At 73.1% G+C, this 24,003-nt stretch carries 21 protein-coding genes and 1 tRNA gene; 14 read left to right on the forward strand and 8 right to left on the reverse strand.

Translation table 11 applies throughout. The features are described from left to right. Positions 1 to 80 precede the first annotated feature (80 nt). Genes ACI793_RS07915 through ACI793_RS07925 form a run of 3 tightly spaced genes read left to right on the forward strand, consistent with a single transcriptional unit; the run spans position 81 to position 3,033 of the window. Positions 81 to 1,205, forward strand: coding sequence for a glycosyltransferase family 4 protein (locus ACI793_RS07915; protein ID WP_456605829.1), 1,125 nt, complete (start codon positions 81 to 83; stop codon positions 1,203 to 1,205). Continuing rightward, positions 1,202 to 2,308: a glycosyltransferase gene (locus tag ACI793_RS07920; RefSeq protein WP_456605830.1), complete on the forward strand. Its 1,107-nt coding sequence runs from the start codon at positions 1,202 to 1,204 to the stop codon at positions 2,306 to 2,308. The genes ACI793_RS07915 and ACI793_RS07920 overlap by 4 nt, the downstream gene beginning before the upstream one ends. Then, positions 2,305 to 3,033 (forward strand): GDSL-type esterase/lipase family protein, encoded by a 729-nt coding sequence (locus ACI793_RS07925; protein WP_456605831.1) that lies wholly within the window; start codon positions 2,305 to 2,307, stop codon positions 3,031 to 3,033. The genes ACI793_RS07920 and ACI793_RS07925 overlap by 4 nt, the downstream gene beginning before the upstream one ends. Here ACI793_RS07925 and ACI793_RS07930 read toward each other — a convergent pair. Continuing rightward, complete coding sequence (locus ACI793_RS07930; RefSeq protein WP_456605832.1) at positions 3,010 to 3,990, reverse strand: patatin-like phospholipase family protein; 981 nt, start codon at positions 3,988 to 3,990, stop codon at positions 3,010 to 3,012. The two genes, ACI793_RS07925 and ACI793_RS07930, sit on opposite strands and share 24 nt — an antisense overlap. 84 nt (positions 3,991 to 4,074) lie before the next feature. Here ACI793_RS07930 and ACI793_RS07935 point away from each other — a divergent pair. The 5 genes from ACI793_RS07935 (at position 4,075) to clpX (ending at position 9,046) form a co-directional block, all read left to right on the forward strand. Further along, positions 4,075 to 4,148, forward strand: a tRNA-Pro gene (locus ACI793_RS07935). 257 nt (positions 4,149 to 4,405) lie between these two features. Beyond that, a complete protein-coding gene (gene tig, locus ACI793_RS07940; protein WP_456605833.1) occupies positions 4,406 to 5,860 on the forward strand; it encodes a trigger factor in 1,455 nt (484 codons plus the stop codon). A gap of 296 nt (positions 5,861 to 6,156) precedes the next feature. Then, the gene (locus ACI793_RS07945) at positions 6,157 to 6,795 is read left to right on the forward strand and encodes an ATP-dependent Clp protease proteolytic subunit (RefSeq protein ID WP_456605834.1); all 639 of its coding nucleotides are present in this window, start codon (positions 6,157 to 6,159) and stop codon (positions 6,793 to 6,795) included. A gap of 19 nt (positions 6,796 to 6,814) precedes the next feature. Beyond that, positions 6,815 to 7,444, forward strand: coding sequence for an ATP-dependent Clp protease proteolytic subunit (locus tag ACI793_RS07950; RefSeq protein ID WP_311344765.1), 630 nt, complete (start codon positions 6,815 to 6,817; stop codon positions 7,442 to 7,444). Positions 7,445 to 7,771: 327 nt separating this feature from the next. After that, the gene (gene clpX / locus ACI793_RS07955) at positions 7,772 to 9,046 is read left to right on the forward strand and encodes an ATP-dependent Clp protease ATP-binding subunit ClpX (protein ID WP_040336989.1); all 1,275 of its coding nucleotides are present in this window, start codon (positions 7,772 to 7,774) and stop codon (positions 9,044 to 9,046) included. A gap of 132 nt (positions 9,047 to 9,178) precedes the next feature. On the opposite strand, the gene ACI793_RS07960 is transcribed toward clpX, so the two are convergent. Beyond that, positions 9,179 to 10,093 carry a DUF559 domain-containing protein gene (locus tag ACI793_RS07960; RefSeq protein WP_456605835.1) on the reverse strand — a complete coding sequence of 305 codons (915 nt, stop codon included), beginning with the start codon at positions 10,091 to 10,093 and terminating at the stop codon, positions 9,179 to 9,181. Positions 10,094 to 10,231: 138 nt separating this feature from the next. Continuing rightward, positions 10,232 to 12,823 (reverse strand): valine--tRNA ligase, encoded by a 2,592-nt coding sequence (gene valS / locus ACI793_RS07965; protein WP_456605836.1) that lies wholly within the window; start codon positions 12,821 to 12,823, stop codon positions 10,232 to 10,234. A 68-nt stretch (positions 12,824 to 12,891) separates the two neighbouring features. Here valS and ACI793_RS07970 point away from each other — a divergent pair, with 68 nt between their 5' ends. From ACI793_RS07970 to ACI793_RS07980, 3 genes are all read left to right on the forward strand, one after another. Beyond that, positions 12,892 to 13,341, forward strand: a complete 450-nt coding sequence (locus tag ACI793_RS07970; RefSeq protein ID WP_456605837.1) for a YccF domain-containing protein — start codon at positions 12,892 to 12,894, stop codon at positions 13,339 to 13,341. 114 nt (positions 13,342 to 13,455) lie between these two features. Continuing rightward, positions 13,456 to 14,808 (forward strand): bifunctional folylpolyglutamate synthase/dihydrofolate synthase, encoded by a 1,353-nt coding sequence (locus tag ACI793_RS07975; RefSeq protein ID WP_456605838.1) that lies wholly within the window; start codon positions 13,456 to 13,458, stop codon positions 14,806 to 14,808. Next, a complete protein-coding gene (locus tag ACI793_RS07980) occupies positions 14,805 to 15,203 on the forward strand; it encodes a DUF4233 domain-containing protein (RefSeq protein WP_456605839.1) in 399 nt (132 codons plus the stop codon). The genes ACI793_RS07975 and ACI793_RS07980 overlap by 4 nt, the downstream gene beginning before the upstream one ends. A 25-nt stretch (positions 15,204 to 15,228) precedes the next feature. Here ACI793_RS07980 and ACI793_RS07985 read toward each other — a convergent pair whose 3' ends face one another. Together ACI793_RS07985 and ACI793_RS07990 are read right to left on the reverse strand one after the other, a co-directional pair. Further along, entirely contained in the window at positions 15,229 to 17,310 is a 2,082-nt protein-coding gene (locus ACI793_RS07985) for a S8 family serine peptidase (RefSeq protein ID WP_456605840.1), read from the reverse strand. A 115-nt stretch (positions 17,311 to 17,425) separates the two neighbouring features. Continuing rightward, positions 17,426 to 19,123 (reverse strand): S8 family serine peptidase, encoded by a 1,698-nt coding sequence (locus tag ACI793_RS07990; RefSeq protein ID WP_456605841.1) that lies wholly within the window; start codon positions 19,121 to 19,123, stop codon positions 17,426 to 17,428. 191 nt (positions 19,124 to 19,314) lie between these two features. Between ACI793_RS07990 and ndk the strand changes: the two genes are divergently transcribed. Beyond that, positions 19,315 to 19,737 (forward strand): nucleoside-diphosphate kinase, encoded by a 423-nt coding sequence (ndk, locus tag ACI793_RS07995; RefSeq protein ID WP_456605842.1) that lies wholly within the window; start codon positions 19,315 to 19,317, stop codon positions 19,735 to 19,737. An 87-nt stretch (positions 19,738 to 19,824) separates the two neighbouring features. On the opposite strand, the gene ACI793_RS08000 is transcribed toward ndk, so the two are convergent. The 3 genes from ACI793_RS08000 to ACI793_RS08010 all read right to left on the reverse strand — a co-directional run bounded on the left by ACI793_RS08000 (position 19,825) and on the right by ACI793_RS08010 (position 21,175). Beyond that, a complete protein-coding gene (locus ACI793_RS08000; protein WP_456605843.1) occupies positions 19,825 to 20,334 on the reverse strand; it encodes a hypothetical protein in 510 nt (169 codons plus the stop codon). Positions 20,335 to 20,411: 77 nt separating this feature from the next. Then, a complete protein-coding gene (locus ACI793_RS08005) occupies positions 20,412 to 20,912 on the reverse strand; it encodes a hypothetical protein (protein WP_456605844.1) in 501 nt (166 codons plus the stop codon). After that, entirely contained in the window at positions 20,909 to 21,175 is a 267-nt protein-coding gene (locus ACI793_RS08010) for a helix-turn-helix transcriptional regulator (protein WP_456605845.1), read from the reverse strand. Before ACI793_RS08010 ends, ACI793_RS08005 begins: the two co-directional genes overlap by 4 nt. A gap of 103 nt (positions 21,176 to 21,278) precedes the next feature. Between ACI793_RS08010 and ACI793_RS08015 the strand changes: the two genes are divergently transcribed. Together ACI793_RS08015 and ACI793_RS08020 are read left to right on the forward strand one after the other, a co-directional pair. Further along, complete coding sequence (locus ACI793_RS08015) at positions 21,279 to 23,222, forward strand: TIGR03960 family B12-binding radical SAM protein (protein WP_456605846.1); 1,944 nt, start codon at positions 21,279 to 21,281, stop codon at positions 23,220 to 23,222. Continuing rightward, the gene (locus ACI793_RS08020) at positions 23,222 to 23,989 is read left to right on the forward strand and encodes a TIGR03936 family radical SAM-associated protein (RefSeq protein ID WP_456605847.1); all 768 of its coding nucleotides are present in this window, start codon (positions 23,222 to 23,224) and stop codon (positions 23,987 to 23,989) included. The genes ACI793_RS08015 and ACI793_RS08020 overlap by 1 nt, the downstream gene beginning before the upstream one ends. Positions 23,990 to 24,003: the final 14 nt, after the last annotated feature.

Here is a 24,003-nt window from a genome sequence, read left to right on the forward strand (position 1 = left end):
GCCGGAAGTTCGCGACCGCTTCAGCCGACCTCATCCCGCTGTGCCCCGGCCGGACTCCAGGCCGTAGGCAGGGTGCCGGTGTGCGCGTAGTGATCGTCACCGAGTCCTTCCTCCCGCAGGTCAACGGCGTCACGAACTCCGTCGTCCGGATCTGCGAGGAGCAGCGCCGGATCGGCAATCCGGTCCTCGTCGTCGCGCCCGGCCCCGGCCCCGACGAGTGGTCCGGCATCCCCGTGGTGCGGACGCCGTCCTGCCCCGTTCCCGGGTACCGCGACTTCCGGGTGTCGCTGCCCTTCGCCGGGATGGTCGCGACACTGCGCGACTTCCGCCCGGACGTCGTCCACCTCGCCTCGCCGGCTGTGCTCGGCGCGCAGGGGGTGGCCGCCGCGGCCCAGCTGGGCATCCCGGTCGTCGCCGTCTACCAGACCGACCTCGCCGCCTACGCCGGCCGCTACGGGTTCGGGCTCGCCGAACCCGCCGTCTGGCGCCGGATCGGACGAGTGCACGCGGCCGCGAGCCGCACCCTGGCGCCGAGCCGCGCCGCCGTCCGGCAGCTCGAGGCGCACGGCGTGCCGCGGGTGGCGCGCTGGGGGAGGGGCGTGGACCTCGAGCTGTTCGACCCGTCCCGCCGGGACCCGCAGCTGCACCGCAGCTGGTCGCCCGGGGGCGAGCTCGTCGTCGGCTACGTCGGCCGGCTGGCGCACGAGAAGGAGGTCGGGCTGCTGGCCGCCGTCCAGGACCTGCCGGGCATCCGTCTGGTGGTGGTCGGCGACGGTCCGCAGCGGCGGCAGCTCGAACGGCAGCTAGACCGGGCCACCTTCGCCGGCCTGCTCTCCGGCACCGACCTCGCGGCGGCCTTCGCCTCCCTCGACGTCTTCGTGCACACCGGCTCCCACGAGACGTTCTGCCAGGCCGCCCAGGAGGCGCTGGCCAGCGGACGCCCGGTCGTCGCCCCCGCGGCCGGCGGGCCGCTGGACCTCGTGCAGCCCGGGGACAACGGACTGCTGTTCCCGGCCGGCGACGCGGCCGGCCTCGCCGACTGCGTCGCGACGCTGCGGGACGACCCGGCGCTCCGGCAGCGGATGGGACGACGGGCCCGGCGCTCGGTCGAAGGGCGCACCTGGGGGGCGATCAACCGGGAGCTCCTCCAGCACTACGAGGACGTGATCGCCGAGGCTCGGGCCGGCGACCGGGAGGCAGCGTGAGGATCGTCCAGGTCGCCAACTTCGTCGCCCCCACCTCCGGCGGGCTGCGCACCGCGCTCCGGCACCTGGCCGAGGGTTACGCCGGGCAGGGGCTCGACGTGGTGCAGGTCGTCCCGGGGGAGGCCGACGGCGAGACCGCCACCCCGTGGGGCCGGCTGGTCACCCTGCGGGCACCGGCCCTCGGGCGCACGGGCTACCGGCTGCTCGTCGACCGGGCGGCGGTACGCCGGACGCTCGACCGCATCTCGCCCGACGCCCTCGAGGTCCACGACCGGACGACGCTGCGGGGGCTGGGCAGGTGGGCCCGGGACCGCGGCGTGCCGTCGCTCGTCGTCAGCCACGAGCGGCTGGACCGCTGGCTCACCCAGTGGCTGCCGCCGGCGCTGCCGCTGACCGCGCTGGCCGACCGCACGAACGAGCGGCTGGCGCGCACCTTCGACGCCGTCGTCTGCACCACGGCCTGGGCCGCCGAGGAGTTCGCCCGGCTGGACGTCGCGCCGCCCGAGGTGATCCCGCTGGGGGTCGACCACGCGGCGTTCCCGGCCCGCACGGGTCCGCGCGCCGGCCACCGTCCCGGCGAGGACGTGGCACTGGTCCTGGCCAGCAGGCTCTCCCGCGAGAAGCGGCCCGACGCCGCGCTGGCGACCCTGCGCGAGCTGCGCGACCGGGGAGTCGCCGCGCGGCTGGTCGTCGCGGGGGAGGGGCCGATGCGGTCGCACCTCGAGGCCGTCTCCCGCGATCTGCCGGTCGAGTGGCTCGGCTTCGTCCCCGACCGGTCCCGGCTGGCCGCGCTGCTCGCCGACGCCGACGTCGCCCTGGCCCCCGGTCCGGTCGAGACCTTCGGGCTGGCCGCGCTCGAGGCGCTCGCCTGCGGCACGCCCGTGGTGGCCGACGTCCGCTCCGCGCTGCCCGGCGTCATCGGCGCTGCCGGCCGGGCCGGACTCGGCACCGCCGCACTGGCCGACGCGGTCCAGGACCTGCTCGCCGTACCCGAAGAGGTGCGGCGGACGGCGGCCCGCGCCCGGGCGGAGGAGTTCTCCTGGGACCGGACCGTGCGCGGTTTCCTCGCCCTCCACACCGGGACCCCGGTGGCCGTGCCGTGACGGTCGTGGCCGCCCTCGGCGACAGCTTCACCTGCGGCGAGGGCGTCGGGATCCGGCTGGATCCGGCCGCCACCTGGGTGTCGCTCCTGGCCACGGCGCTCCCGGACGGCCGGGTCGTGCGGCTGGCCGAGCCCGGGGCGAGGATCGCCGACGTCCGCGCCCGCCAGCTCCCGCTCGTCCCCGCCCGGGTCGAGGTGGCCACGCTGCTGGTCGGCCTCAACGACATCGGCCGGTCGGGCTTCGACGCCGACGCCGCCGTGGCGGACCTGCTCGCCGTCGTGCGGGCGGTGCGCGACCGGGCGGACGCCGTCGTGGTCGGCCGGCTGCACGACGCCGTCTCGCTCCTGCCCCTCCCGGCCCGGATCACGGCCGCCTGCCGGGTGCGGCTGGCGGCGGTCAACGCGGCGGTCGACCGGGCGTCGGCGCTGGACCGGGTGCACGTGGTGGACCTCGCCGACGTGTCGGTGCTCGGCTCGTCCGCCGGCTGGTCCGCCGACCGGATCCACCCGAGCGGCGCCGGTCATCGCGGGATGGCCGCCGCCGCGGCCGCCGTCCTCCGCGCCGCCGGGCTCCCGGCGACGACGATCACCGAGGCCGTGGCGCCGTCGGGTGCCTCACGGCGGGCCCGGGTGTGGTGGGCCGCCCGGCACGGTCTGCCCTACGCCGCCACGCACCTGCACGACATCGGGCAGCCCCTGGCCTCAGCGCTGCTCCGCCGGCGCTGAGGCCGACCAGGTCTGGGCGGCCAACCAGCGTTCGGTGACCGCCCGGCCGGCGTCGAGCAGGGCCGCGGACCGGGTGACGTCGCGCGGGCCGGTCGGCAGGGCGTCGAGCACACCCGCAGCCCACGCGTCGGCGATGTGCGGGACGACGTGCACGCGCGGATCGTCCAGCGCCTCGCGCACGGCGGCGCGGTTGGCCACCGCGCGCGCCACCGTGAATGCCTCGAGCACGGCGCCCAGCGCACCGACGGCGCCCTCGACCGCTGCGACGTAGGGCGCCAGGTCGGGTTCCACGGGAACGCCGCACGCCTGCCCGGTGAGCACCTCCGACGCGGCGGCGCACACGTCCGTGCGGCCGGTCACCGGCGCCAGCCCGCAGTCCAGGACGAGAACGCGGTCGCCCGGCCGGGCCCGCTCCAGCGCCGCCCCCACGGGCACCCCGTCGAGGATGCCGGCGTCGACGTGCCGGTGGCCGTCCTCCAGCCGGACCGGGCGGAACAGGCCCGGCAGGGCGCAGCTGGCGGCGACGACGTCCTCGACCGGACCGGTGTCGTGGCGGCGGGCCGCCGCGCAGTCCAGGCAGGTCGTCGTGACCGAGACGGGCGCGGCCAGCTCCCCGAGGTCGTGCGCCGGTACGGCCTCGGCCAGCAGCCGGCGCAGCGGGCGGGCGTCCAGCAGCGCGCCCTCCCGGCGCATCGAGCGGGCCACGCCGCGGACCCGGGCCGGCCAGGCCGGCCGCAGCAACCTGGTGGCGACCGGCCCGGTCCACCACTCGGCCAGCTCCTGCGCGCGCGTGACATCGGGGCGCACGGCGAGGAAGACGGCGTTCATCGCGCCGACCGAGCTGCCGTGGAACTGGTCGGGGCGGACGCCGGCCTCGAGGAGGGCCACGAGGGCGCCGGCCTGGAAGGCGCCCATCGCCGCCCCACCCCCGAGGACGACGTGGGTGCGGGAGGACATCGGACCATCGTGCACCGCGCCCGCCACCCGGCGGCGCCGCGCCGGTCACCGCGGGGAAGGGCTCGGCCTAGACTCGGGCGGCCACGGGGTGTGGCGCAGCTTGGTAGCGCACCTGCTTTGGGAGCAGGGGGCCGCAGGTTCAAATCCTGTCACCCCGACGAGACCAGGCCATGCCGCGGGTTCACATCCCGTCACCCCGACGAGACCAGGCCATGCCGCGGGTTCACATCCCGTCACCCCGACCAGACCAGGCCATGCCGCGGGTTCACATCCCGTCGCCCCGACTCACGAGCGCTGAGGGAGTGCATCCCGCCGCCGCGCCTCTGCCGTCGACGTCCGTAGACTCGGGGGTCGACCCGGCGTCGACCGACCGCGCCGCGTCCCACCCATTGCCTTACCGAGGAGCACTGCCGCTGTGAAGAGCACCATCGAGGAACTGGGCCCCACGCGGGTCCGGCTGGCGATCGAGGTGGCTTGGGGGGACCTGGACCACGCCTTCGGTGAGGTCTACAAGGAGCTGGGCAAGCAGGTCCGCGTCCCCGGATTCCGCCCGGGCAAGGTCCCCAACCGCGTGCTCGACCAGCGCATCGGCCGTCCCGTCGTCCTCGAGCAGGTCGTCCAGCACGCCATCCCGGAGGTCTACTCCGAGGTCGTGCGCGAGAACCAGGTCCGCGTTCTCGGCCAGCCCGAGATCGAGGTGACCAAGCTCGAGGACAACGAGTCCCTCGAGTTCACCGCCGAGGTAGACGTCGCCCCGCAGCTCGAGCTCCCGTCCCTGGACGAGCTCGCCGTGACCGTCGACGACGTCGAGGTCACCGACGAGGAGATCGACCAGCAGGTCGACGTCATGCGCGAGCGCTTCGGCATGCTGCAGTCCGTCGAGCGCCCCGCCCAGGACGGCGACTTCGTCTCCATCGATCTCGAGGCCAAGCTCGGTGACGAGGTACTGGAGGACGGCTCGACCACGGGCATGTCCTACGAGGTCGGCTCGGGCAACCTCATGGAGGGCCTCGACGACGCCGTCCGCGGGCTGTCCGCCGAGGAGACCAAGACCTTCCAGACCGCGCTGCTGTCGGGCCCGAACTCCGGCGAGACCGCCGACGTCACCGTCACCGTCCGCTCGGTGAAGGAGAAGGAGCTCCCGGAGCTCGACGACGAGTTCGCCTCGACCGCCAGCGAGTTCGACACCCTCGCCGAGCTGCGCGAGGACGTCCGCACCCGCCTGGCCCGCACCAAGGTGCTCCAGCAGGGGGCGCAGGCCCGCGACAAGCTGGTCGAGCACCTGCTCGAGGCCGTCGAGGTGCCCATGCCCGAGAACCTGGTCGAGCGCGAGATCGAGTGGCGCAACCGCGCCTTCGAGGGCGAGCTCAAGCAGGCCGGCATGGACTGGGACACCTTCCTGTCGATGTCCGGCGTCGAGAGCCGTGAGGCCTACGACGCCGACCAGCGCAAGAACGTCGAGGAGGCCGTCCGGACGCAGTTCATCCTGGACGCCATCGCCGACGCCCGTGAGGTCACCGTCGACAACGACGACCTTTCCGCCCAGATCATGGCCCAGGCGCAGCGCAACCGGATGAGCCCGGAGCAGTACGCGCAGCAGCTGCAGCAGGGCGGCAACATCGCCGAGTTCGTCGCCGACGTCCGCCGGACCAAGACCCTCGCCCAGCTGCTCGAGCAGACGACGATCACCGACGCGTCGGGCAAGACCGTCGACCTCGAGGCGCTGCGTCCCAAGACGGTGCAGGCCCCGGCCGCGGACGCTGCGTCCGAGGACGCCGCCGACGAGGACGACGACATCGCCGTCGAGGCCGTGGCCACCGAGGCCGCCGAGGGCGCGACCGAGGACACCGAGGACGTCGCCAAGGCCTGACCTCCCCACTCCGCTCCGGACGCCGCTCCACCCGATCCCGGGTGGGGCGGCGTCCGGCGTTCCGGGAGCAGCCGCTGCGCCGTCGGCGAACACCCCCCGTTACGGGCATCGACCGTCGGAGGTGCGCGTTAGGGTCGACAGGACTCAAGGGATCGCCGGGGGGCACCGCCCCCCGGGGGCCGCCGAGGCCCGCACCACCGCCCAGCACCCTGTCGTACGTCCCACCCCACCACCCCGACGAACACCCAGTCCACCGAGACCGACTGCTGGACAGTCCTACGGAGGTCACCGCACCTGTGAGCACCACCGACCCGAACCTCGCGAGCGCACCCGTGATGCGCGGCGCCAGCGGAATGATGAACCTCGGAGACTCCGTCTACGAGCGCCTGCTGCGCGAGCGCATCATCTTCCTGGGCACCCAGGTGGACGACGTCATCGCCAACCAGCTCGTCGCCCAGATGCTGCTGCTCTCCGCCGAGGACCCCAAGAGCGACATCCACCTCTACATCAACTCGCCCGGTGGCTCGGTCACCGCCGGCATGGCCATCTACGACACGATGCAGTTCATCGACTGCGACGTCGCCACCTACGGCATGGGCCTGGCCGCCTCGATGGGCCAGTTCCTGCTGACCGCCGGCACCAAGGGCAAGCGCTACGCCCTGCCGCACGCGCGGATCCTGATGCACCAGCCCTCGGCCGGCGTCGGCGGTACGGCCTCCGACATCGCCATCCAGGCCGACCTGTTCCGGCGCACCAAGCAGGAGCTGTCCGAGCTGCAGGCGCAGCTCACCGGGCAGACCGTCGAGCGGATCCTCGAGGACTCCGACCGCGACCGCTGGTTCACCGCGCAGGAGGCCCTGGACTACGGCTTCGTCGACCACGTGGTCAGCAAGGCGGCCATGACCGACAGCGCCAACCCGGTCTCCGACAACTGAGCGCCCGAGGACACAGACAATGAGCTTCGAGATGCCCTCCAGCCGGTACATCCTGCCCTCCTTCGTGGAGCGCACGAGCTACGGCATGAAGGAGTCCAACCCGTACAACAAGCTCTTCGAGGAACGGATCATCTTCCTCGGGGTGCAGGTCGACGACGCGTCGGCGAACGACGTGATGGCGCAGCTCATCACGCTGGAGTCGGCCGATCCCGACCGCGACATCACGATCTACATCAACTCGCCCGGTGGCTCGTTCACGGCGCTGATGGCCATCTACGACACGATGATGTTCGTCCGGCCCGACATCCAGACCGTCTGCATGGGCCAGGCCGCCTCGGCCGCCGCCGTCCTGCTGGCGGCGGGCACGCCGGGCAAGCGGCTGGCGCTGCCCTACTCCCGCGTGCTGATCCACCAGCCGTCCGGCGAGTCCGGCGGTCAGGTGTCCGACCTGGAGATCCATGCCGCCGAGATCGAGCGGGTCCGGGTGCAGATGGAGGAGATCCTGGCGCGGCACACCGGCCGCAGCCAGGAGCAGATCCGCAAGGACATCGAGCGCGACAAGATCCTCACCGCCCAGGAGGCGAAGGACTACGGCATCGTCGACCAGGTGATCCAGAGCAGGAAGCTCAACGCGCTTCCTGCGGTCTGACCTCTCACGGTTCCGGGCCGGGGGTGCGCGTGTCGCGTCCCCGGCCCGTACCGTCGGAGGGGTCCAGCGGGTCGGGAGGGCACTCCCGGGCCGGGGACGGTGCGGAAAGACGAGCGAGACGGAAGTGGGACCACCGGCGCGAACCCGGGTGAGTCATTGCCCGGTGGCGTCGGTAGCGGCAGGTACGTTCGGCGGACGCCCGAACCCCGGCCCTCAGCGCCGGGAGGAGAGCTCCGCGGAGCGGGGCCTGCAGAGGCGGACGAGCAACGACGATGACGACGCAGCATCCTGGTTCCAGGGCTGCGAATCCGAACCGGAGGTCAGCAGGTGGCACGAATCGGTGAGAGCGGTGACCTGCTCAAGTGCTCCTTCTGCGGGAAGAGCCAGAAGCAGGTCAAGAAGCTCATCGCTGGCCCCGGGGTCTACATCTGCGACGAGTGCATCGATCTCTGCAACGAGATCATCGAGGAAGAACTCTCGGAGTCCTCGGACCTGAAGTTCGACGAGCTGCCCAAGCCCAAGGAGATCCACGATTTCCTCGAGCAGTACGTCATCGGGCAGGACCAGGCCAAGCGCACGCTCTCGGTGGCCGTCTACAACCACTACAAGCGGATCCAGGCCGGCGGTGACCGTGCCTCCCGCGAGGACAGCGTCGAGCTGGCCAAGTCCAACATCCTGCTGATGGGTCCCACCGGGTGCGGCAAGACCCACCTGGCGCAGACCCTGGCCCGGATGCTCAACGTCCCGTTCGCCATCGCCGACGCCACGGCGCTGACCGAGGCGGGCTACGTCGGCGAGGACGTCGAGAACATCCTGCTGAAGCTGATCCAGGCCGCCGACTACGACGTCAAGCGCGCCGAGACCGGCATCATCTACATCGACGAGGTCGACAAGATCGCCCGCAAGAGCGAGAACCCGTCGATCACCCGCGACGTCTCCGGTGAGGGCGTGCAGCAGGCGCTGCTGAAGATCCTCGAGGGAACGACGGCGTCGGTTCCCCCGCAGGGTGGTCGCAAGCACCCGCACCAGGAGTTCATCCAGATCGACACGACGAACGTGCTGTTCATCGTGGGTGGCGCGTTCGCCGGCCTGGACAAGGTCATCGAGGCCCGCACCAGCAAGCAGGGCATCGGCTTCGGCGCCGAGGTCCGCGGCAAGGCCGAGATCGCGGAGGCCAACGCCTTCGCCGAGGTGATGCCCGAGGACCTGCTGAAGTTCGGCATGATCCCGGAGTTCATCGGCCGGCTGCCGGTGATCACCAGTGTGCAGAAGCTGGACCGCGAGGCGCTGATCAACATTCTCACCGAGCCGAAGAACGCCCTGGTGCGCCAGTACCGGAAGCTCTTCGAGCTCGACGGCGTGGAGCTGGAGTTCACCGACGACGCGCTCGAGGCGATCGCCGACCAGGCCATCCTCCGTGGCACCGGTGCCCGCGGGCTCCGCGCGATCATGGAGGAGGTGCTCCAGTCGGTCATGTACGACATCCCCAGCCGTGAGGACGTCGCCTCCGTGGTGATCACCAAGGAGGTCGTGCTGGAGCACGTGAACCCGACCATCGTGCCGCGCAAGCCCACCCGCGAGCGCCGCGAGAAGTCCGCCTGACCTACCGCACGCCGTCGACGGCCCGCCCCCAGCAGGGGGCCGGCCGTTCGCGTTCGTGGGCCGGTCGCGACTGGAGGGCTGCGGCCGAAGCGTCGTCCCTGGACCGGCCATCCGGTCGGCCTGGATGACCGCTCACGGGCCAACGCTGAGCCGCGCACGGTAGGCGGCGTCGATGCGGGCCCGGCAGAGCGCGGGCTCGCGGGTCACCTGGCGATAGCTGAAGCGGATGACCAGCCAGCCGAGGGCCGCCAGCGCCGCGTCCCTCGCCAGGTCCCGCTCCCGCGCCTCGTCCGAACCGTGGAAGGCGGCGCCGTCCAGCTCGATCGCCAGCTTCACCTCCGGCCAGGCTGCGTCGACGTACACCGGTCCACCGGGCAGGACGATCCGGTGCTGCTGCTGACACTTCGGCAGCCCGGGCACGTCCAGCACCTGTCGGACGGCGATCAGCTCGAGGCGGCTCTGCGCTCCGTCGGCGACCAGATCGACCAGTTCGCACAGCGCGCCCCGTCCGGCCAGCTCCGGCCGGACCGCCAGCGCCTCGGTCAGCTGGGCGACGGTCACCCGCCCCTCCCGCGTCGCCCGCAGGACCGCGTCCTGGGCCACGCCGTCGAAGCCCCGCATCGCACGGGCCCGGTGCGCGGCGGCCCAGGTGTCCACCAGCGACCGCGCCACGGTGGTCGCCGGCAGTCCGCGGGCCCGGACGATCCCGGGAGCGTTGATGCTCCGGTGCACGCGGAGCCATCGGGAGGTGCGGACCCGGCGATCACCGCGAACGGTCACGTCGATCCGCGTCACCTCGCGATCCACGATGCCGTGGACGGCCAGCGCGCTCATGTGGCTGAGCGGACCCCGGGCATAGCTGGTCGCCGCGCGTGCGCGAACCGTCCAGTCCTCGGCCAGGCCGGGGACGGTCACCCAGCCCGGGTGCAGCCGCACCAGCCGGCCGCTGGCGATCCACCTCCGCACGCTGCGCTCGCTGGTGGCCGCCGCCAGGGCAGCCGTGGACGCCATGCGTCCGGGTCCCAGCAGGTCGAGGAGGTCGTGCACGACCGAAGGGTGCCGGGCGGAGCACCTGCGCTGCCGCCGTCGCAGTCAGACCTGTGGACGGCGCCGCAGCGTTGCCCTCCACCCGGCCATCAGGTCGGCGGTTCTGGCCGGTTGCGGGGCAACGCTGCGGGGGAGCGGTCAGGCCTCGGGGACCTCGGCGAGGACGACGTCGACCGTCAGCTCACCCTGGCCCGGCTCCACGGCCAGCGTGCTGATGCGGCCGGCGTCGACCAGGTCGGCCCGGCCCGCTTCGATCAGCGGCACCTGGGTGGCCGGCGCGGTCACCGTCGCCGTCTCGACGTCGGCCCGCATGGAGACCTTGGCGTCGGACTTCGCCTTGCGCACCCCGGCCAGGGCGGCGGCGGTCGCCGTCAGCACGGCCGGGTCGCCCTGGCCGGGCAGCTCGCCGGAGACCGGCCACGCGGCCCGGTGCACCGAGCCGGTCTGCCACCAGGACCAGACCTCCTCGGTCACGAACGGCAGCACCGGCGCGAACAGCCGCAGCTGCACGTCGAGAGCCACCGCCAGCGCCGCCTGCGCCGAGGCCGCGGCCGGCCCCGTCCCGTAGGCGCGGGACTTCACCAGCTCCACGTAGTCGTCGCAGAACGACCAGAAAAACGTCTCGCTGACCTCGAGCGCGCGCGTGTAGTTGTAGGCCTCCATGGCCGCCGTCGCCTCGTCCACCACGCGACCCAGCGCGGTGAGCAGGCCGAGGTCGATCGGCTCGGTCACCTGGTCGACGGTCGAGGACGCCGAGGCGCCCAGGCCCAGCACGAACTTGCCGACGTTGAGGATCTTCATCGCCAGCCGGCGACCGACCTTCATCTGCGTCTCGTCGAACGGCGAGTCCGCGCCCGGGCGCGCACCGGCGGCCCGCCAGCGGACGGCGTCGGTGCCGTAGCGCTCCAGGACGTCGATCGGCGTGGTCGCGTTGCCCTTGGACTTCGACATCTTCTTGCGGTCGGGGTCGACCACGAAGCCGGAGATCGTGGCGTGGGTCCAGGGCACGGTCCCGTGCTCGTAGTGCGCCCGGACGACGGTGGAGAACAGCCAGGTGCGGATGATGTCGTGCGCCTGCGGCCGCTGGTCCATGGGGAACACGCGCGCGAACAGCTCCGGGTCGGTGTCCCAGCCGGAGGAGACCTGCGGCGACAGCGAGGACGTCGCCCACGTGTCCATGACGTCGGGGTCGGCCATGAAGCCCCCCGGCTTCCCGCGCTGGTCCTCGGTGAACCCGGCCGGGACGTCGGAGGACGGATCGACCGGCAGCGACTCCTCCGGCGCGAGGATGGGCGCCGAGTAGTCCGGCTCGCCCTCGGAGTCGAGGGTGTACCAGACCGGGAACGGGACGCCGAAGAACCGCTGACGGCTGATCAGCCAGTCGCCGTTGAGCCCCTCGACCCAGTTCTCGTAGCGGTGCCGCATGTGCTCGGGCACCCACTGGATCTCGCGGCCGCGGGCGACCAGGGCCTCGCGCAGGTCGGCGTCCCGGCCGCCGTTGCGGATGTACCACTGCCGCGTGGTGACGATCTCCAGCGGGCGCTCGCCCTTCTCGAAGAACTTCACCGGGTGGGTGATCGGCTTCGGCTCGCCCTCGAGGTCGCCGGACTCGCGGAGCAGCTCCACGATCCGCTGCTGGGCGCTGAACACCGTCTTGCCGGCCAGCTCGTCGTAGGGGTGCGCCGGGACGTCGGCCGGCGGGTCGGGCAGCAGCCGGCCGTCCCAGCCGACGATGGCCCGGGTGGGCAGCTGCAGCTCCCGCCACCAGGTGACGTCGTTGAGGTCACCGAAGGTGCAGATCATCGCGATGCCCGAGCCCTTGTCCGGCTCGGCCAGGCGGTGCGCCACCACGGGCACCTCGACGTCGAACAGCGGCGTGCGGACCGTCTTCCCGAACAGCGGCTGGTAGCGCTCGTCGTCGGGGTGGGCGACCAGGGCCACGCACGCCGGCAGCAGCTCCGGGCGGGTCGTCTCGATGAACACCGGGCCGTCGGCCGAATGGAAGGAGATCCGGTGGTAGGCGCCGGGGCGCTCCCGGTCCTCCAGCTCGGCCTGGGCGACGGCGGTGCGGAAGGTGACGTCCCAGAGGGTGGGCGCCTCCTGCGCGTAGGCCTCGCCGCGGGCCAGGTTCTTGAGGAACATCCGCTGCGCGGTGGCGCGCGAGGTCTCGGAGATCGTGCGGTAGACGCCTGCCCAGTCCACCGAGAGCCCGACGCGGCGCCAGAGCTTCTCGAACTCGGCCTCGTCGGCCGCGGTCAGCTGCATGCACAGCTCGACGAAGTTCCGCCGGGAGATCGGCACCTGGTTCTTGTCCGGCTTGGCGGGCGGCTCGAACGAGGCGTCGTAGGGGAGCGAGGGGTCGCACCGGACGCCGTAGTAGTTCTGCACCCGGCGCTCGGTCGGCAGGCCGTTGTCGTCCCAGCCCATCGGGTAGAAGACGTGCTTGCCGCGCATGCGCTGGTAGCGGGCGATGAAGTCGGTGTGCGTGTAGCTGAACACGTGGCCCACGTGCAGCGAGCCCGACGCCGTCGGCGGGGGAGTGTCGATCGAGTAGATCTGCTCCCGCGTCGTGGCGAGGTCCAGGGCCGCGGCCCGGTCGAAGGCGTAGGTGTCCTCGGCCGCCCAGCGCGCGACCCACTTCTCCTCGAGCCCGTCGATCGTGGGCTTCTCGGGTACGCCGACGGTCGCAGCCGGGGCAGGAGTGGCCGGGGTCGCGATGTCGGGAACCATGGGCTCATCCTAGGAAGCCGGGTCGCCCCGACTCCGCCCGTGCCGGGAACACCGGGGCTGCGCCGTCCGTGAGGCCCGGTATGGACACGCTGCGGCTGCTGCTGAACGTCGTCTGGCTGGTGCTCCAGGGCTGGATCCTCGCGCTGGCCTATCTGCTGGCCGGCGTGATCGCCTGCCTGCTGGTCGTCACGATCCCGTTCGGGATCGCGTCGTTCCGGCTGGCCGGGTTCGTGCTGTGGCCGTTCGGACGGACGACGGTGCGCGCACCGGGCGCGGGCGTGGGCTCGGCGATCGGCAACCTGCTGTGGTTCCTCGTCGCCGGCTGGTGGCTGGCGATCCTCCATGTCATCGCGGGCATCGGGTTCTGCCTGACGATCATCGGGATCCCCTTCGGCGTCGCCTCGTTCAAGCTGGCCGCCGTCGGGCTGTTCCCGCTGGGCAAGCGGGTCGTCGAGACCGCGCCCCCGCGGGACTGGATGCACGCCGGCAGCGGCGTCGTCCAGGGCGCCGCCCGGTAGGGCGGGGCAGGCCACCGGCCAACTGGCATCCTGAGCAGGAGTGAGCGAGCTTGCGAGCGAACCCAGAGACACAGTCAGCGCGAACGCGGCGACGAGCGCCAGCGAGGAGAACTCGTGAGCAGCAGCACCGGTGAGCTGGCCCGGGTCGAGTCGGAGCTGCTGGCCCGGTGGCCGGAGACCCGGCTCGAGCCGTCCCTGACCCGTATCAGCGCTCTGGTCGACCTCCTCGGCAACCCGCACCGCGCGATGCCGGTGATCCAGGTGGCCGGCACCAACGGCAAGACGACGACGGCGCGGATGATCGACGAGCTGCTGCGTGGATTCGGCCTGCGCGTGGGCCGCTTCACCAGCCCGCACCTGGAGTCCATGCGGGAGCGGATCGTCCTGGACGGGGAGCCGGTGAGCCCGGAGCGGTTCGTCGAGACCTACGCCGACATCGCGCCCTACGTGCAGATGGTCGACGCCGCCGGCGAGCACCCCATGAGCTTCTTCGAGGTGATGGTCGGCATGGCCTACGCGCTGTTCGCCGATGCGCCGGTCGACGTCGCCGTCATCGAGGTGGGCATGGGCGGCACCTGGGACGCGACGAACGTGGCCGACGCCCGGGTCGCCGTCGTCACCCCGGTGGCGATGGACCACGCGGAGTACCTCGGCCCCGACGTCGCCACGATCGCCGGCGAGAAGGCCGGGATCATCAAGCCGGACTCGATCGCGGTGCTCGCCCACCAGCAGCCCGGCGCGCTCGACGCCCTGATCCGTCGCGCCGTCGAGACCGACGTCGTCGTCGCCCGTGAGGGCACCGAGTTCGGCGTCCTCGAACGCCGGGTCGCCGTCGGCGGGCAGCAGGTGCGCCTGCAGGGACTGGGCGGGGAGTACGAGGAGGTCTTCCTCCCGCTGTTCGGCGCGCACCAGGCGCAGAACGCGGTCACCGCGCTGGCCGCCGTCGAGGCGTTCCTGGGCGCCGGCGCCGCCACCGGCCCGATCGAGCAGGAGACGGTCCGCGCCGCCTTCGCCGGCGTCCGCTCGCCGGGTCGCCTGGAGCGGGTGCGCACCAGCCCGGCCGTGCTCGTCGACGCCGCGCACAACCCGGCCGGGATGACGGCGACCGTCGAGGCGATCCGGGAGTCCTTCGACTTCACCCGCCTGGTCGGCGTGGTCGGGGTGGTCCGCGGCAAGGACGTCTCGGGGATGCTGGCCGCGCTCGAGGAGATCTGCGCGGAGCTGGTGGTCACCCAGAACTCCTCGGACCGCGCGATGCCCGCCGACGAGCTGGGCTCCCTGGCCGTCGACGTCTTCGGTGCCGACCGGGTCAGCGTCTCGCCCCGGCTGGGTGAGGCGGTCTCCGAGGCGATGGAGCTGGCCGAGGCGGGGCCCGACGACGCGCTCGGTGGGTCCGGCGTCCTGGTCACCGGCAGTGTCATCACCGCGGGGGAGGCCCGGACGCTCCTGTCGGGCCGTCGCCCGTGAAGGCGGCCGACCCGGTCCGGGCCGGCCGGGCGCTGGGCGGGGCCGCCGCGGCGATCCTGGCGCTCGAGGGCATCGCCGTCCTGTTCGTGCCCCGCGCCATCGCACCGACCGAGGGGCTCGGCGCGGTCCGGCTGACGCTCCTCGTCGTGCTCGCCCTGCTGCTGTTCCTGTCCAGCGGGGTGCAACGCCGGGAGCGGGGCCTCTACATCGGCACCGCGCTGCAGGTGCCGCTGCTGGCCACCGGCCTGATGACCGCCGCGATGTGGTTCGTGGCCGGCGCCTTCGTGCTGATCTGGCTGTACCTCCTGCAGGTGCGCAAGGAGCTGGTCGGGTCGATGTTCGCCCCGGTGGCGGGGCCGGGGCCGGACGACGCCGACGGGGCGACCACCACGTAGGCGGGTCGCCCCGTCGGCGGGCGACTCAGCGCGCGCGTGCGGCCTTGCCGGCCGAGGACGTGCCCAGCCCGGCCGCGTTCTTCGCCACGACGCGGAACGCGTACGTCTTGCCCGGCGCCAGCCCCCGGACGACCACCCGCGTCGTCGTCGCCCGGGCGGTGACCGACTTCACGAGCTTGCCGGCGGAGTACACGCGGACGACGTAGCCGGTGACGGGCGCGCCACCGGTGCTGGCCGGCCTGACCCAGCGCACCGCGACCGCCTTCTTCTGCGCCGTCACCGACCCGATCCGCGGGGCACTCGGCTTGGTGCGGGGCGTGGCGGTGACCAGCGCCGACCGGGGGCCGGTGCCGGCGGAGTTCACGGCCTGGACGGCCAGCCGGTAGGCGGTCCCGTTGCGCAGGCCCGTGACCGTCGCCGTGGTCGTCCGGCCGCTGACCACGACGGACTTGACCGGGGTGGCGCCCCGGTAGGCGGTCACCCGGTAGGCCGAGATCGCGGCTCCGCCGGTGTCCGCGGGAGCGGTCCAGCGCAGTCGCACACCGGCGGGCACGGGGATCCGCGTGCCGATCCGGGGCGCGGAGGGCTGGCGCACGACGGGCGCCGGGGGACCGGCCACCGACACCCGGACGGTGCCGACCGCGGTCGCTCCGCGGCCGTCGCCCACGGTGTAGCTGACGGTGTCGGTGAAGGGGCCGGGACGGGTCGGGGTGTAGGTCAGCGAGGTCGCGGTGGCCGCCACCGAGCCGTGGGCGCCCCGGGTCGAGGCGACGATCTGCAGCGGGTCGCCGTCGGCATCGGTGTCGTTCGCGGTCACCGGGAGCGTCCGGGTGCCGGGGTCGTACGGGAGCGAGACCGCGTCGGCGACGGCGACCGGCGCGCTGTTGACCGGCAGCGTGCCGCCGCCGGCGAGCGTCCGCGCGCCCTGCACGGCCCGCACGGCGTCCACCAGCCCGTGGCCGAACAGGTCGTCCCGGCCGGTAGTGCCGAGGTCGGTGGCCGACCCGGTGAGGGCCCGCTCGACCTGGTCCGGCGTGAGCGCCGGAGCCGCGGCCTCCATCAGCGCGGCCACGCCGGCCACGTGCGGCGAGGCCATCGAGGTGCCGCTCAGGTAGACGTACTCGCCCTCCAGCGCCACGTAGGTGGAGAGGATGTCGACACCCGGTGCCGCGACGTCGACGTAGCTGCCGTAGTTGGAGAACCACGCCCTGGCCCGCTGCTCGTCCACCGCGGCGACCGCGATGACCCCGGGGTCGGCCGCGGGGTAGAACGGCGCCGAGGTGTCGTCGTTGCCGGCGGCCGCGATGACGGTCACGCCCTTCGAGCGCGCGTAGGCGACGGCCTGGGCCTGCACCGTGCTGGGGCTGGCCCCGCCCAGCGACATGTTGATGACGTCGGCGCCGTTGTCGGCGGCCCAGACGATCCCGTCGGCGGCCCAGTTCGTCCACCCGCCGCCGGTGTCGCCCAGGACCTTGACCGGCATGATCCGCACACCGGTGGCGACGCCCTCGACGTTGCTGCCGGCGTCCGCGCCGATCGTGCCGGCGACGTGGGTCCCGTGCCCGTGCCGGTCGGTGGCGTCGAGCGGACCACCGGGGGAGTCGGTGAAGTTCCGGCCGGCGACGAGCGCCGAGGTCAGCTCGGCATGGGGCGCCACCCCGGTGTCCAGGACGGCGACGACGACGTCGTCGAGCGCGGCTGCGTCGACCTCGGCGCGGCCCTGCTCGGCGCGCACCAGGTCGTTGCCGTACTGCGCGTACCAGCCGCCGGTGGCGTGCACCGGTGTGCTGACGGCGGCCGCCTCGACCGATGGCTGCCGCTCGAGGAGCGCCGCCGCCGCCGTGGCATCGGCCCGGTCGCCGGCCTCCAGGGTGACGATCTCGGGCCCCGTCGGCGTCTCGACGAAGGCCTCCAGCTGGACGCCCTCGCCCTCGGTCAGGTCGGTCAGCGTCTGCTGCTCGGTCCGCGCGAGGTCGGCCACCAGCGTGGTGGGGAGCTCGGTCACCTCGGCGCTCACCGGCTCGTCGGCCGACGCGGTTCCGGTGGCGCAGACGAGGAGGAGGGACGCCGTGGAGACGGTCAGCAGCTGTCGGGTTCCGGTTCGCACAAGCTCTCATCGACTCGAGCGGACGACGAGCCCATCCCTCGTCAGGGGGAGGACCGGCGGCCCCTGGCGACGAGAGGGGCGGCCACCAGGTGGTGGCCGCCCCTGCGGGTGTCGGTCAGCGCGGGCGCACACCCTTGCTCGGCGCCGAGGCGGCGCCGATCCCGGCTGCGTTCTTGGCCAGCACGCGGAAGGTGTAGCTCCTGGCCTTCGACAGGCCGGCGACGGTCACGCCGGTCTTCGTGGCACCCACGTTCACGGCCTTGACCAGCCTGCCGGCGGAGTAGACCCGGACGACGTAGCCGGTGACGGGGGCGCCGCCGGTGCTGGCCGGCTTGGCCCAGCGCACCGTGACCGCCTTCTTCTGCGCCGTGACCGAGCGGATCTTCGGTGCGCTCGGCTTGGTGCGGGGCGTGGCGGCGACCATCGCCGATGCGGGGCCCGAGCCGGCGGAGTTGAGGGCCGTGACAGCGACCCGGTGGGCGACGCCGTTCTTCAGTCCCTTGAGCGTCGCCGTGGTCGTGCTGCCCCCGACGGTCACGGCCTTCACCGGGGTGGCGCCGCGGAAGGCAGTCACCCGGTAGCTCGTGATAGCGGCTCCGCCGTTGTCCGTGGGCGCGGTCCAGGAGACCCGCACGCCGCCGGGCAGGGCTTTCTGCGCGCCGATCCGCGGAGCGGAGGGCGTCCGCACGACGGGTGCCGGCGGTGCGGCGAGCGCCTTCGCGCTCTGCACGGCCCGGACGGCGTCCACCAGCCCGTGCCCGAACAGGTCGTCGCGGCCGGCTGCGCCGAGGTCGGTGGCCGACCCGGTGAGGGCCCGCTCGACCTGGTCGGGTGTGAGCGCGGGAGCCACAGCCTCCATGAGCGCGACCACCCCGGCCACGTGCGGCGCGGCCATCGAGGTCCCACTCAGCCACTCGTAGCTGCCCAGCTCGGCCGGGTAGGTCGAGGCGATGTCGACGCCCGGCGCCGCGACGTCGACGTAGGTGCCGTAGTTGGAGAACCAGGCCCGGTCGCCGAACTCCTCGGTGGCGGCGACGGCGATCACACCGGCATCGGCGGCTGGGTACTGAGGCGCGGAGGTGTTGTCGTTGCCGGCGGACGCGACAACCGTCACGCCTTTCGAGCGCGCGTACCCGATGGCCTGGGTCATCAGGCTGCTGCTCTCCCCGCCCAGGGACATGTTGATGACGTCGGCGCCCTGGTCGACGGCCCAGATGATCCCGTCGGCGACCCAGGCCGACTCCCCCCACCCGTCGTCGCCGAGCACCTTGACCGGGAGCACCTTGGCGCCCGCGGCCACGCCTTCCACGTGCGATCCGGGATCCGCGACGACGGTGCCGGAGACGTGCGTCCCATGTCCGTCGCGGTCGCCGCTGTCGGTGGGGCCCCCCGGGGAGTCGGTGAAGTTGCGGCCCGGCAGCAGGGCACCGACCAACTCCTCGTGCGGCGCCACCCCGGAGTCCAGCACCGCGACGACGACGTCGGCGAGAGCTGCAGCCGGGACCTGCGCGCGAGCGGCCTCCGACCGGATCGCGGTGTTGCCCCACTGCTCGTACGAGCCGCCCGTCTTCCGGACGGGGACGCTGAGGGCCGCCGCCTCGACCGAGGGCTGCCGCTCGAGCAGTTGCACCGCCGCTGCGGCGTCGGAACGCCGGCCGGCCTGGAGGGTGACGATCTCGGGCCCGTCCGGGGTCGTGACGAAGGCCGCCAGCGGGACGCCCTCGCCCTCGGTCAGGTCGGTCAGCGTCTGCTGCTCGGTCCGCGCGAGGTCGTCCACCAGCGTGGTGGGGAGCTCGGTCACCTCGGCGCTCACCGGCTCGTCGGCCGACGCTATACCGGTGGCGCAGACGAGGAGGAGGGAGGCCGTGGAAACGGTCAGTAGCTGTCGGGTTCCGGTACGCACGGTTCCTCATCGACGGGAACCGCCCGTGAGTTGATCACCCGCACGAGGGATGCCCGCGGGTGCGCGGGCCCGTTCTCCGGGGCCACGTAAGCTGCGCAGCCGTGTCCGCACCCACGCCTGAACGCACCCTCGTCCTCGTCAAGCCCGACGGCGTCGCCCGCGGCCTGGTCGGCGAGGTGATCACCCGGCTGGAGCGCAAGGGGCTGCGGCTGGTCGCCGCCGAGCTGCGCACGCTGACCGCCGAGACCGCGGAGACGCACTACGCCGAGCACCGCGAGCGGCCGTTCTTCGGCTCGCTCGTCGAGTTCATCACCAGCGGCCCGCTGATGGCGCTGGTCGTCGAGGGCCCGCGCGCCATCGAGGCGTTCCGCGCCCTCGCCGGCGCCACCGACCCGGTGAAGGCCGGCCCCGGCACGGTCCGCGGCGACTTCGCCCTCGAGGTGCAGAACAACATCGTGCACGGCTCCGACTCGCCGGAGTCCGCCGCCCGCGAGATCGGCCTGTTCTTCCCCGACCTCGGCTGACCCGGCTCAGCCAGATCGGCGATGTGGGCGCCACCCGGACCGGGTGGCGCCCACATCGCCGGTGTCGCCGCGGCGGCCCACTCCCGTTCAGTCCGCCAGGTCGTCGGCCGGCTCCTCGGGCGCGGTCCACGCGAGGTGCCAGTAGGTCAGCAGGCCGCTGGCCAACCAGAGCAGGAACCCGAGGCAGAGCGCCGGCGCGACGTGCCCGGTGAGCGCGACGACGGCGACCGCCCCGCCGATCGCCACGAACGTCAGCGCCATGCTCGGCCAGCCCATCGCGCTGTGCGACCGTTCGCCCAGCCGCCGCTGGTGCTCGTCGAGCGATCGCCGGTCGCGGTCGAGAACGCCGCGGATGCCGAGGTTGAGCACCGAGTGCATCGGGATGAACGCCAGCATCCCGGCCGTCCAGACGACGAAGAACCACGTCGTCCAGCCCTGGTCGGTGGAGGCGCTGACCACCGTCGCGGTGACCAGGGCGGCGAAGAGCGCCACCTCGGCGACCACCGCCCGGTGCCGGGCCCGGCGGCTCCGCGCCCAGGCGTAGCGCTCGTCGTCGAAGGTGCGGGCGAGGTAGGTCTGCTCGGGGGCAGTGCTCATGACGTCCTCCTGAGGAGTTCCTGGCGAGGTGAGGGCAGGTGGTCGAGGGGGGAGATCCCCTCGACCGGCACGGGGGCTCAGTCGTCGGCGGGCTCGTCGGGGGCGGTCCAGGCCAGGTGCCAGAAGGGCAGCACCCAGCTCGCCATCCAGAGCAGGAATCCCAGGCAGAGCGCCGGCATGACGTGTCCGCTGCGGGCGACGATCGTGAGGGAGCCGGTCACCGCCGCGAAGGTCAGCGCCGCGCTCGGCCAGTGCGTCGCGTCGAGCGACTGCATGCGCAGGTGGCGCTGGTGCTCGTCCAGCGACCGGTTGCTGCGCACGAAGAGGCCCCGGATCCCGAGGTTGAGCACGGAGTGCAGCGGGACGAGTGCCCACATCCCTGCCAGCCAGGTGATGAAGAACCACGTCGGCCACCCGTCGGCGGTCGCCGCGGCGCCGACGGTGGCGGCGACCAGCACGGTGAGCACCACGAGCTCGCCGGCGACCGCCCGCCGGCGGGTCCGCCGTCCGCGGGCCCAGCCGTAGCGGCCGTCGTCGAAGGTGCTCGCGCGGTGGGCCTGCGTGGGGATGGTGCTCACGTCGTCCTCCTGAGGAGTTCCTGGCTGAGCGAGGGCAGCGGGTCGAGGGAGAAGATCGCCTCGACCGGCAGGTCGAAGAAGCGGGCGATGCGCAGGGCCAGCGCCAGGGACGGGGCGTACTCGCCGCGTTCCAGGTAGCCGATCGTCTGCGGGTGGACGCCGACGGCGTCCGCGAGCTCCTTGCGGCTCACGCGGCGGTCGGCCCGGAGGACGGCGATGCGGTCGTGGACCTTGTCCGCCTCCGACTTCGACTGTCGTCCCATGCGATCAACCGTAGCATTATTGCTACGAATCGTGTCAAGCGACGATGGGTTCCCTTCCCGGGACGACGGAGCAGCGCGCCGTGGCGGCTACCCTGGACCCGCCATGACTGCAGAGCTCCGCACGACCGCCGGCGAGTCGCTCTACCCGCGACTCGAGCCGCTGCTGGCCCAGATCCAGAAGCCCATCCAGTACGTGGGCGGTGAGCTCAACGCCCAGGTGAAACCCTGGGAGGACGCCGCCGTCCACTGGGCGCTGATGTATCCCGACGCCTACGAGGTGGGCCTGCCCAACCAGGGCCTGATGATCCTCTACGAGGTGCTCAACGAGCGCCCCGACGCCCTGGCCGAGCGCACCTACGCCGTCTGGCCCGACCTCGCGGCGCTCATGCGCGCGGACGGCGTCCCGCAGTTCACCGTCGACGGTCACCGCGCCGTCGGCGACTTCGACGTCCTCGGCGTCAGCTTCGCCACCGAGCTCGGCTACACGAACCTCCTCGAGGCCCTCGACCTCGCCGGCATCCCGCTGCACGCGGTGGCCCGCGACGAGAGCCACCCGGTGGTCGTCGCCGGTGGGCACGCGGCGTTCAACCCCGAGCCGGTCGCCGACTTCGTCGACTGCGCCGTCCTCGGTGACGGCGAGCAGGTCGTCGGCGACATCACCGACGTCGTCAAGGCGTGGAAGGCGCAGGGCCGCCCCGGTGGCCGCGAGGAACTGCTCGCCCGGCTGGCCCGTGTCGACGGGGTCTACGTACCGCGCTTCTACGCGGTCACCTACGCCGACGACGGCGCCATCGCGACCGTGAGCCGCACCCGGGACGACGTCCCCGCGAAGGTCGGCAAGCGCACCGTCATGGACCTCGACGAGTGGCCCTACCCGAAGCAGCCGCTGGTGCCGAACGCCGAGAGCGTGCACGAGCGGATGAGCGTGGAGATCTTCCGCGGCTGCACCCGCGGCTGCCGCTTCTGCCAGGCCGGGATGATCACTCGCCCGGTGCGCGAGCGGACGATCACCGGCATCGGCTCGATGGTCGAGCAGGGGCTCAAGGCGACCGGCTACGAGGAGGTCGGCCTGCTCAGCCTCTCCAGCGCCGACCACTCCGAGATCGGGCAGCTCGCCAAGGAGCTGGCCGACCGCTACGAGGGCACCAACACCGGTCTCAGCCTGCCGAGCACCCGCGTGGACGCCTTCAACGTGACGCTGGCCAACGAGCTGTCCCGCAACGGACGGCGCAGCGGCCTGACGTTCGCCCCCGAGGGCGGCAGCGAGCGCATCCGCCGGGTCATCAACAAGACGGTGTCCAAGGAGGACCTCGTCCGCACGGTGACCACCGCCTACGCCAACGGCTGGACGCAGGTGAAGCTCTACTTCATGTGCGGCCTGCCCACCGAGACCGACGAGGACGTGCTGGAGATCGCCGACCTGGCGGTCGAGGTCATCCGCGCCGGCCGCGAGGCCAGCGGCCGCAAGGACATCCGCTGCACCGTCTCCATCGGTGGCTTCGTACCCAAGCCCCACACCCCCTTCCAGTGGGCCGCGCAGGCCAGCGCGGAGACGATCGACCACCGGCTGCGCGTGCTCCGCGCGAAGATCAACGAGGACCGGCGCATCGGCCGCTCCATCGGGCTGCGCTACCACGACGGCAAGCCCGGCGTGATCGAAGGGCTGCTCTCCCGCGGGGACCGCCGGGTCGGCCGCGTCATCGAGCGCGTGTGGCGCGAGGGCGGCAAGTTCGACGGCTGGAGCGAGCACTTCTCCTACGACCGCTGGGTCGCCGCGGCGACCGAGGAGCTGGCGACCTTCGGCGTCGGCCTCGACTGGTACACCACCCGCGAGCGCACCGAGCACGAGATCCTGCCCTGGGACCACCTGGACTCCGGGCTGGACAAGGAGTGGCTCTGGGAGGACTGGCAGGACGCGCTCTCCGAGGAGGAGGTGGCCGACTGCCGCTGGACCCCCTGCTACGACTGCGGGGTCTGCCCGACCATGGGCACCGAGATCCAGATCGGGCCCACCGGCCGCAGCCTGCTCCCGCTCACCGTCGTCTGATGGCCCGCCAGCCCACCGGCCCGCCCCCGCCGCCGACCGTCCAGAAGCTGCGCATCCGCTACGCCAAGCGAGGGCGGCTCCGCTTCGCCTCGCACCGGGACCTCGCACGCGCCCTGGAGCGGGCGCTGCGCCGCGCCCGGGTGCCGATGGCGTTCTCGGCCGGCTTCAGCCCACATCCCAAGATCTCCTACCTCGGTGCCGCACCCACCGGCGCGGCCAGCGAGGCGGAGTACCTCGAGATCGGGCTCTCGGTCCGGTGCGACCCCGAGGCCGTGCGGGCGGCCCTGGACGCCGCCCTGCCCGAGGACGTCGCCGTCCTGGAGTGCGTCGAGTCGGGGGAGGGGACCGGCTCCCTGGCCGACCGCATCGACGCCGCCGCCTGGCGCGTGGAGCTGCCCGGGGTGGACGTCGAGGCCCTGGAGCGGGCGGTCGCGGCGTTCCTGGCCGCGGACGAGGTGACCGTCGCCAAGCGGACGAAGAACGGCCTCAAGGACATCGACGCCCGCGTGGCCGTGACCAGCGCGTCGGCCTCGGCCGGGGCAGGTTGTGCCATACTGCACATGGTCGTCCGGCAGGTGACGCCCGCCGTACGACCCGACGACGTGTTGGCCGCCCTGGCTGCTGTTGCCGACCTGCGCCCGCCGTTGCCCCCCCGGGCCGTGCGTGAGGCGCAGGGCCGGCTCGACGACACCGGGACCGTGGCCGATCCGCTCGAGCCCGACCGCACGGCGGGAGCCCCCGACCAGGAGGCGCACGCGGCGGTCTGACCGGCGGAGGCCCA

The sequence above is a fragment of the Blastococcus sp. SYSU DS0617 genome, assembly GCF_054051075.1.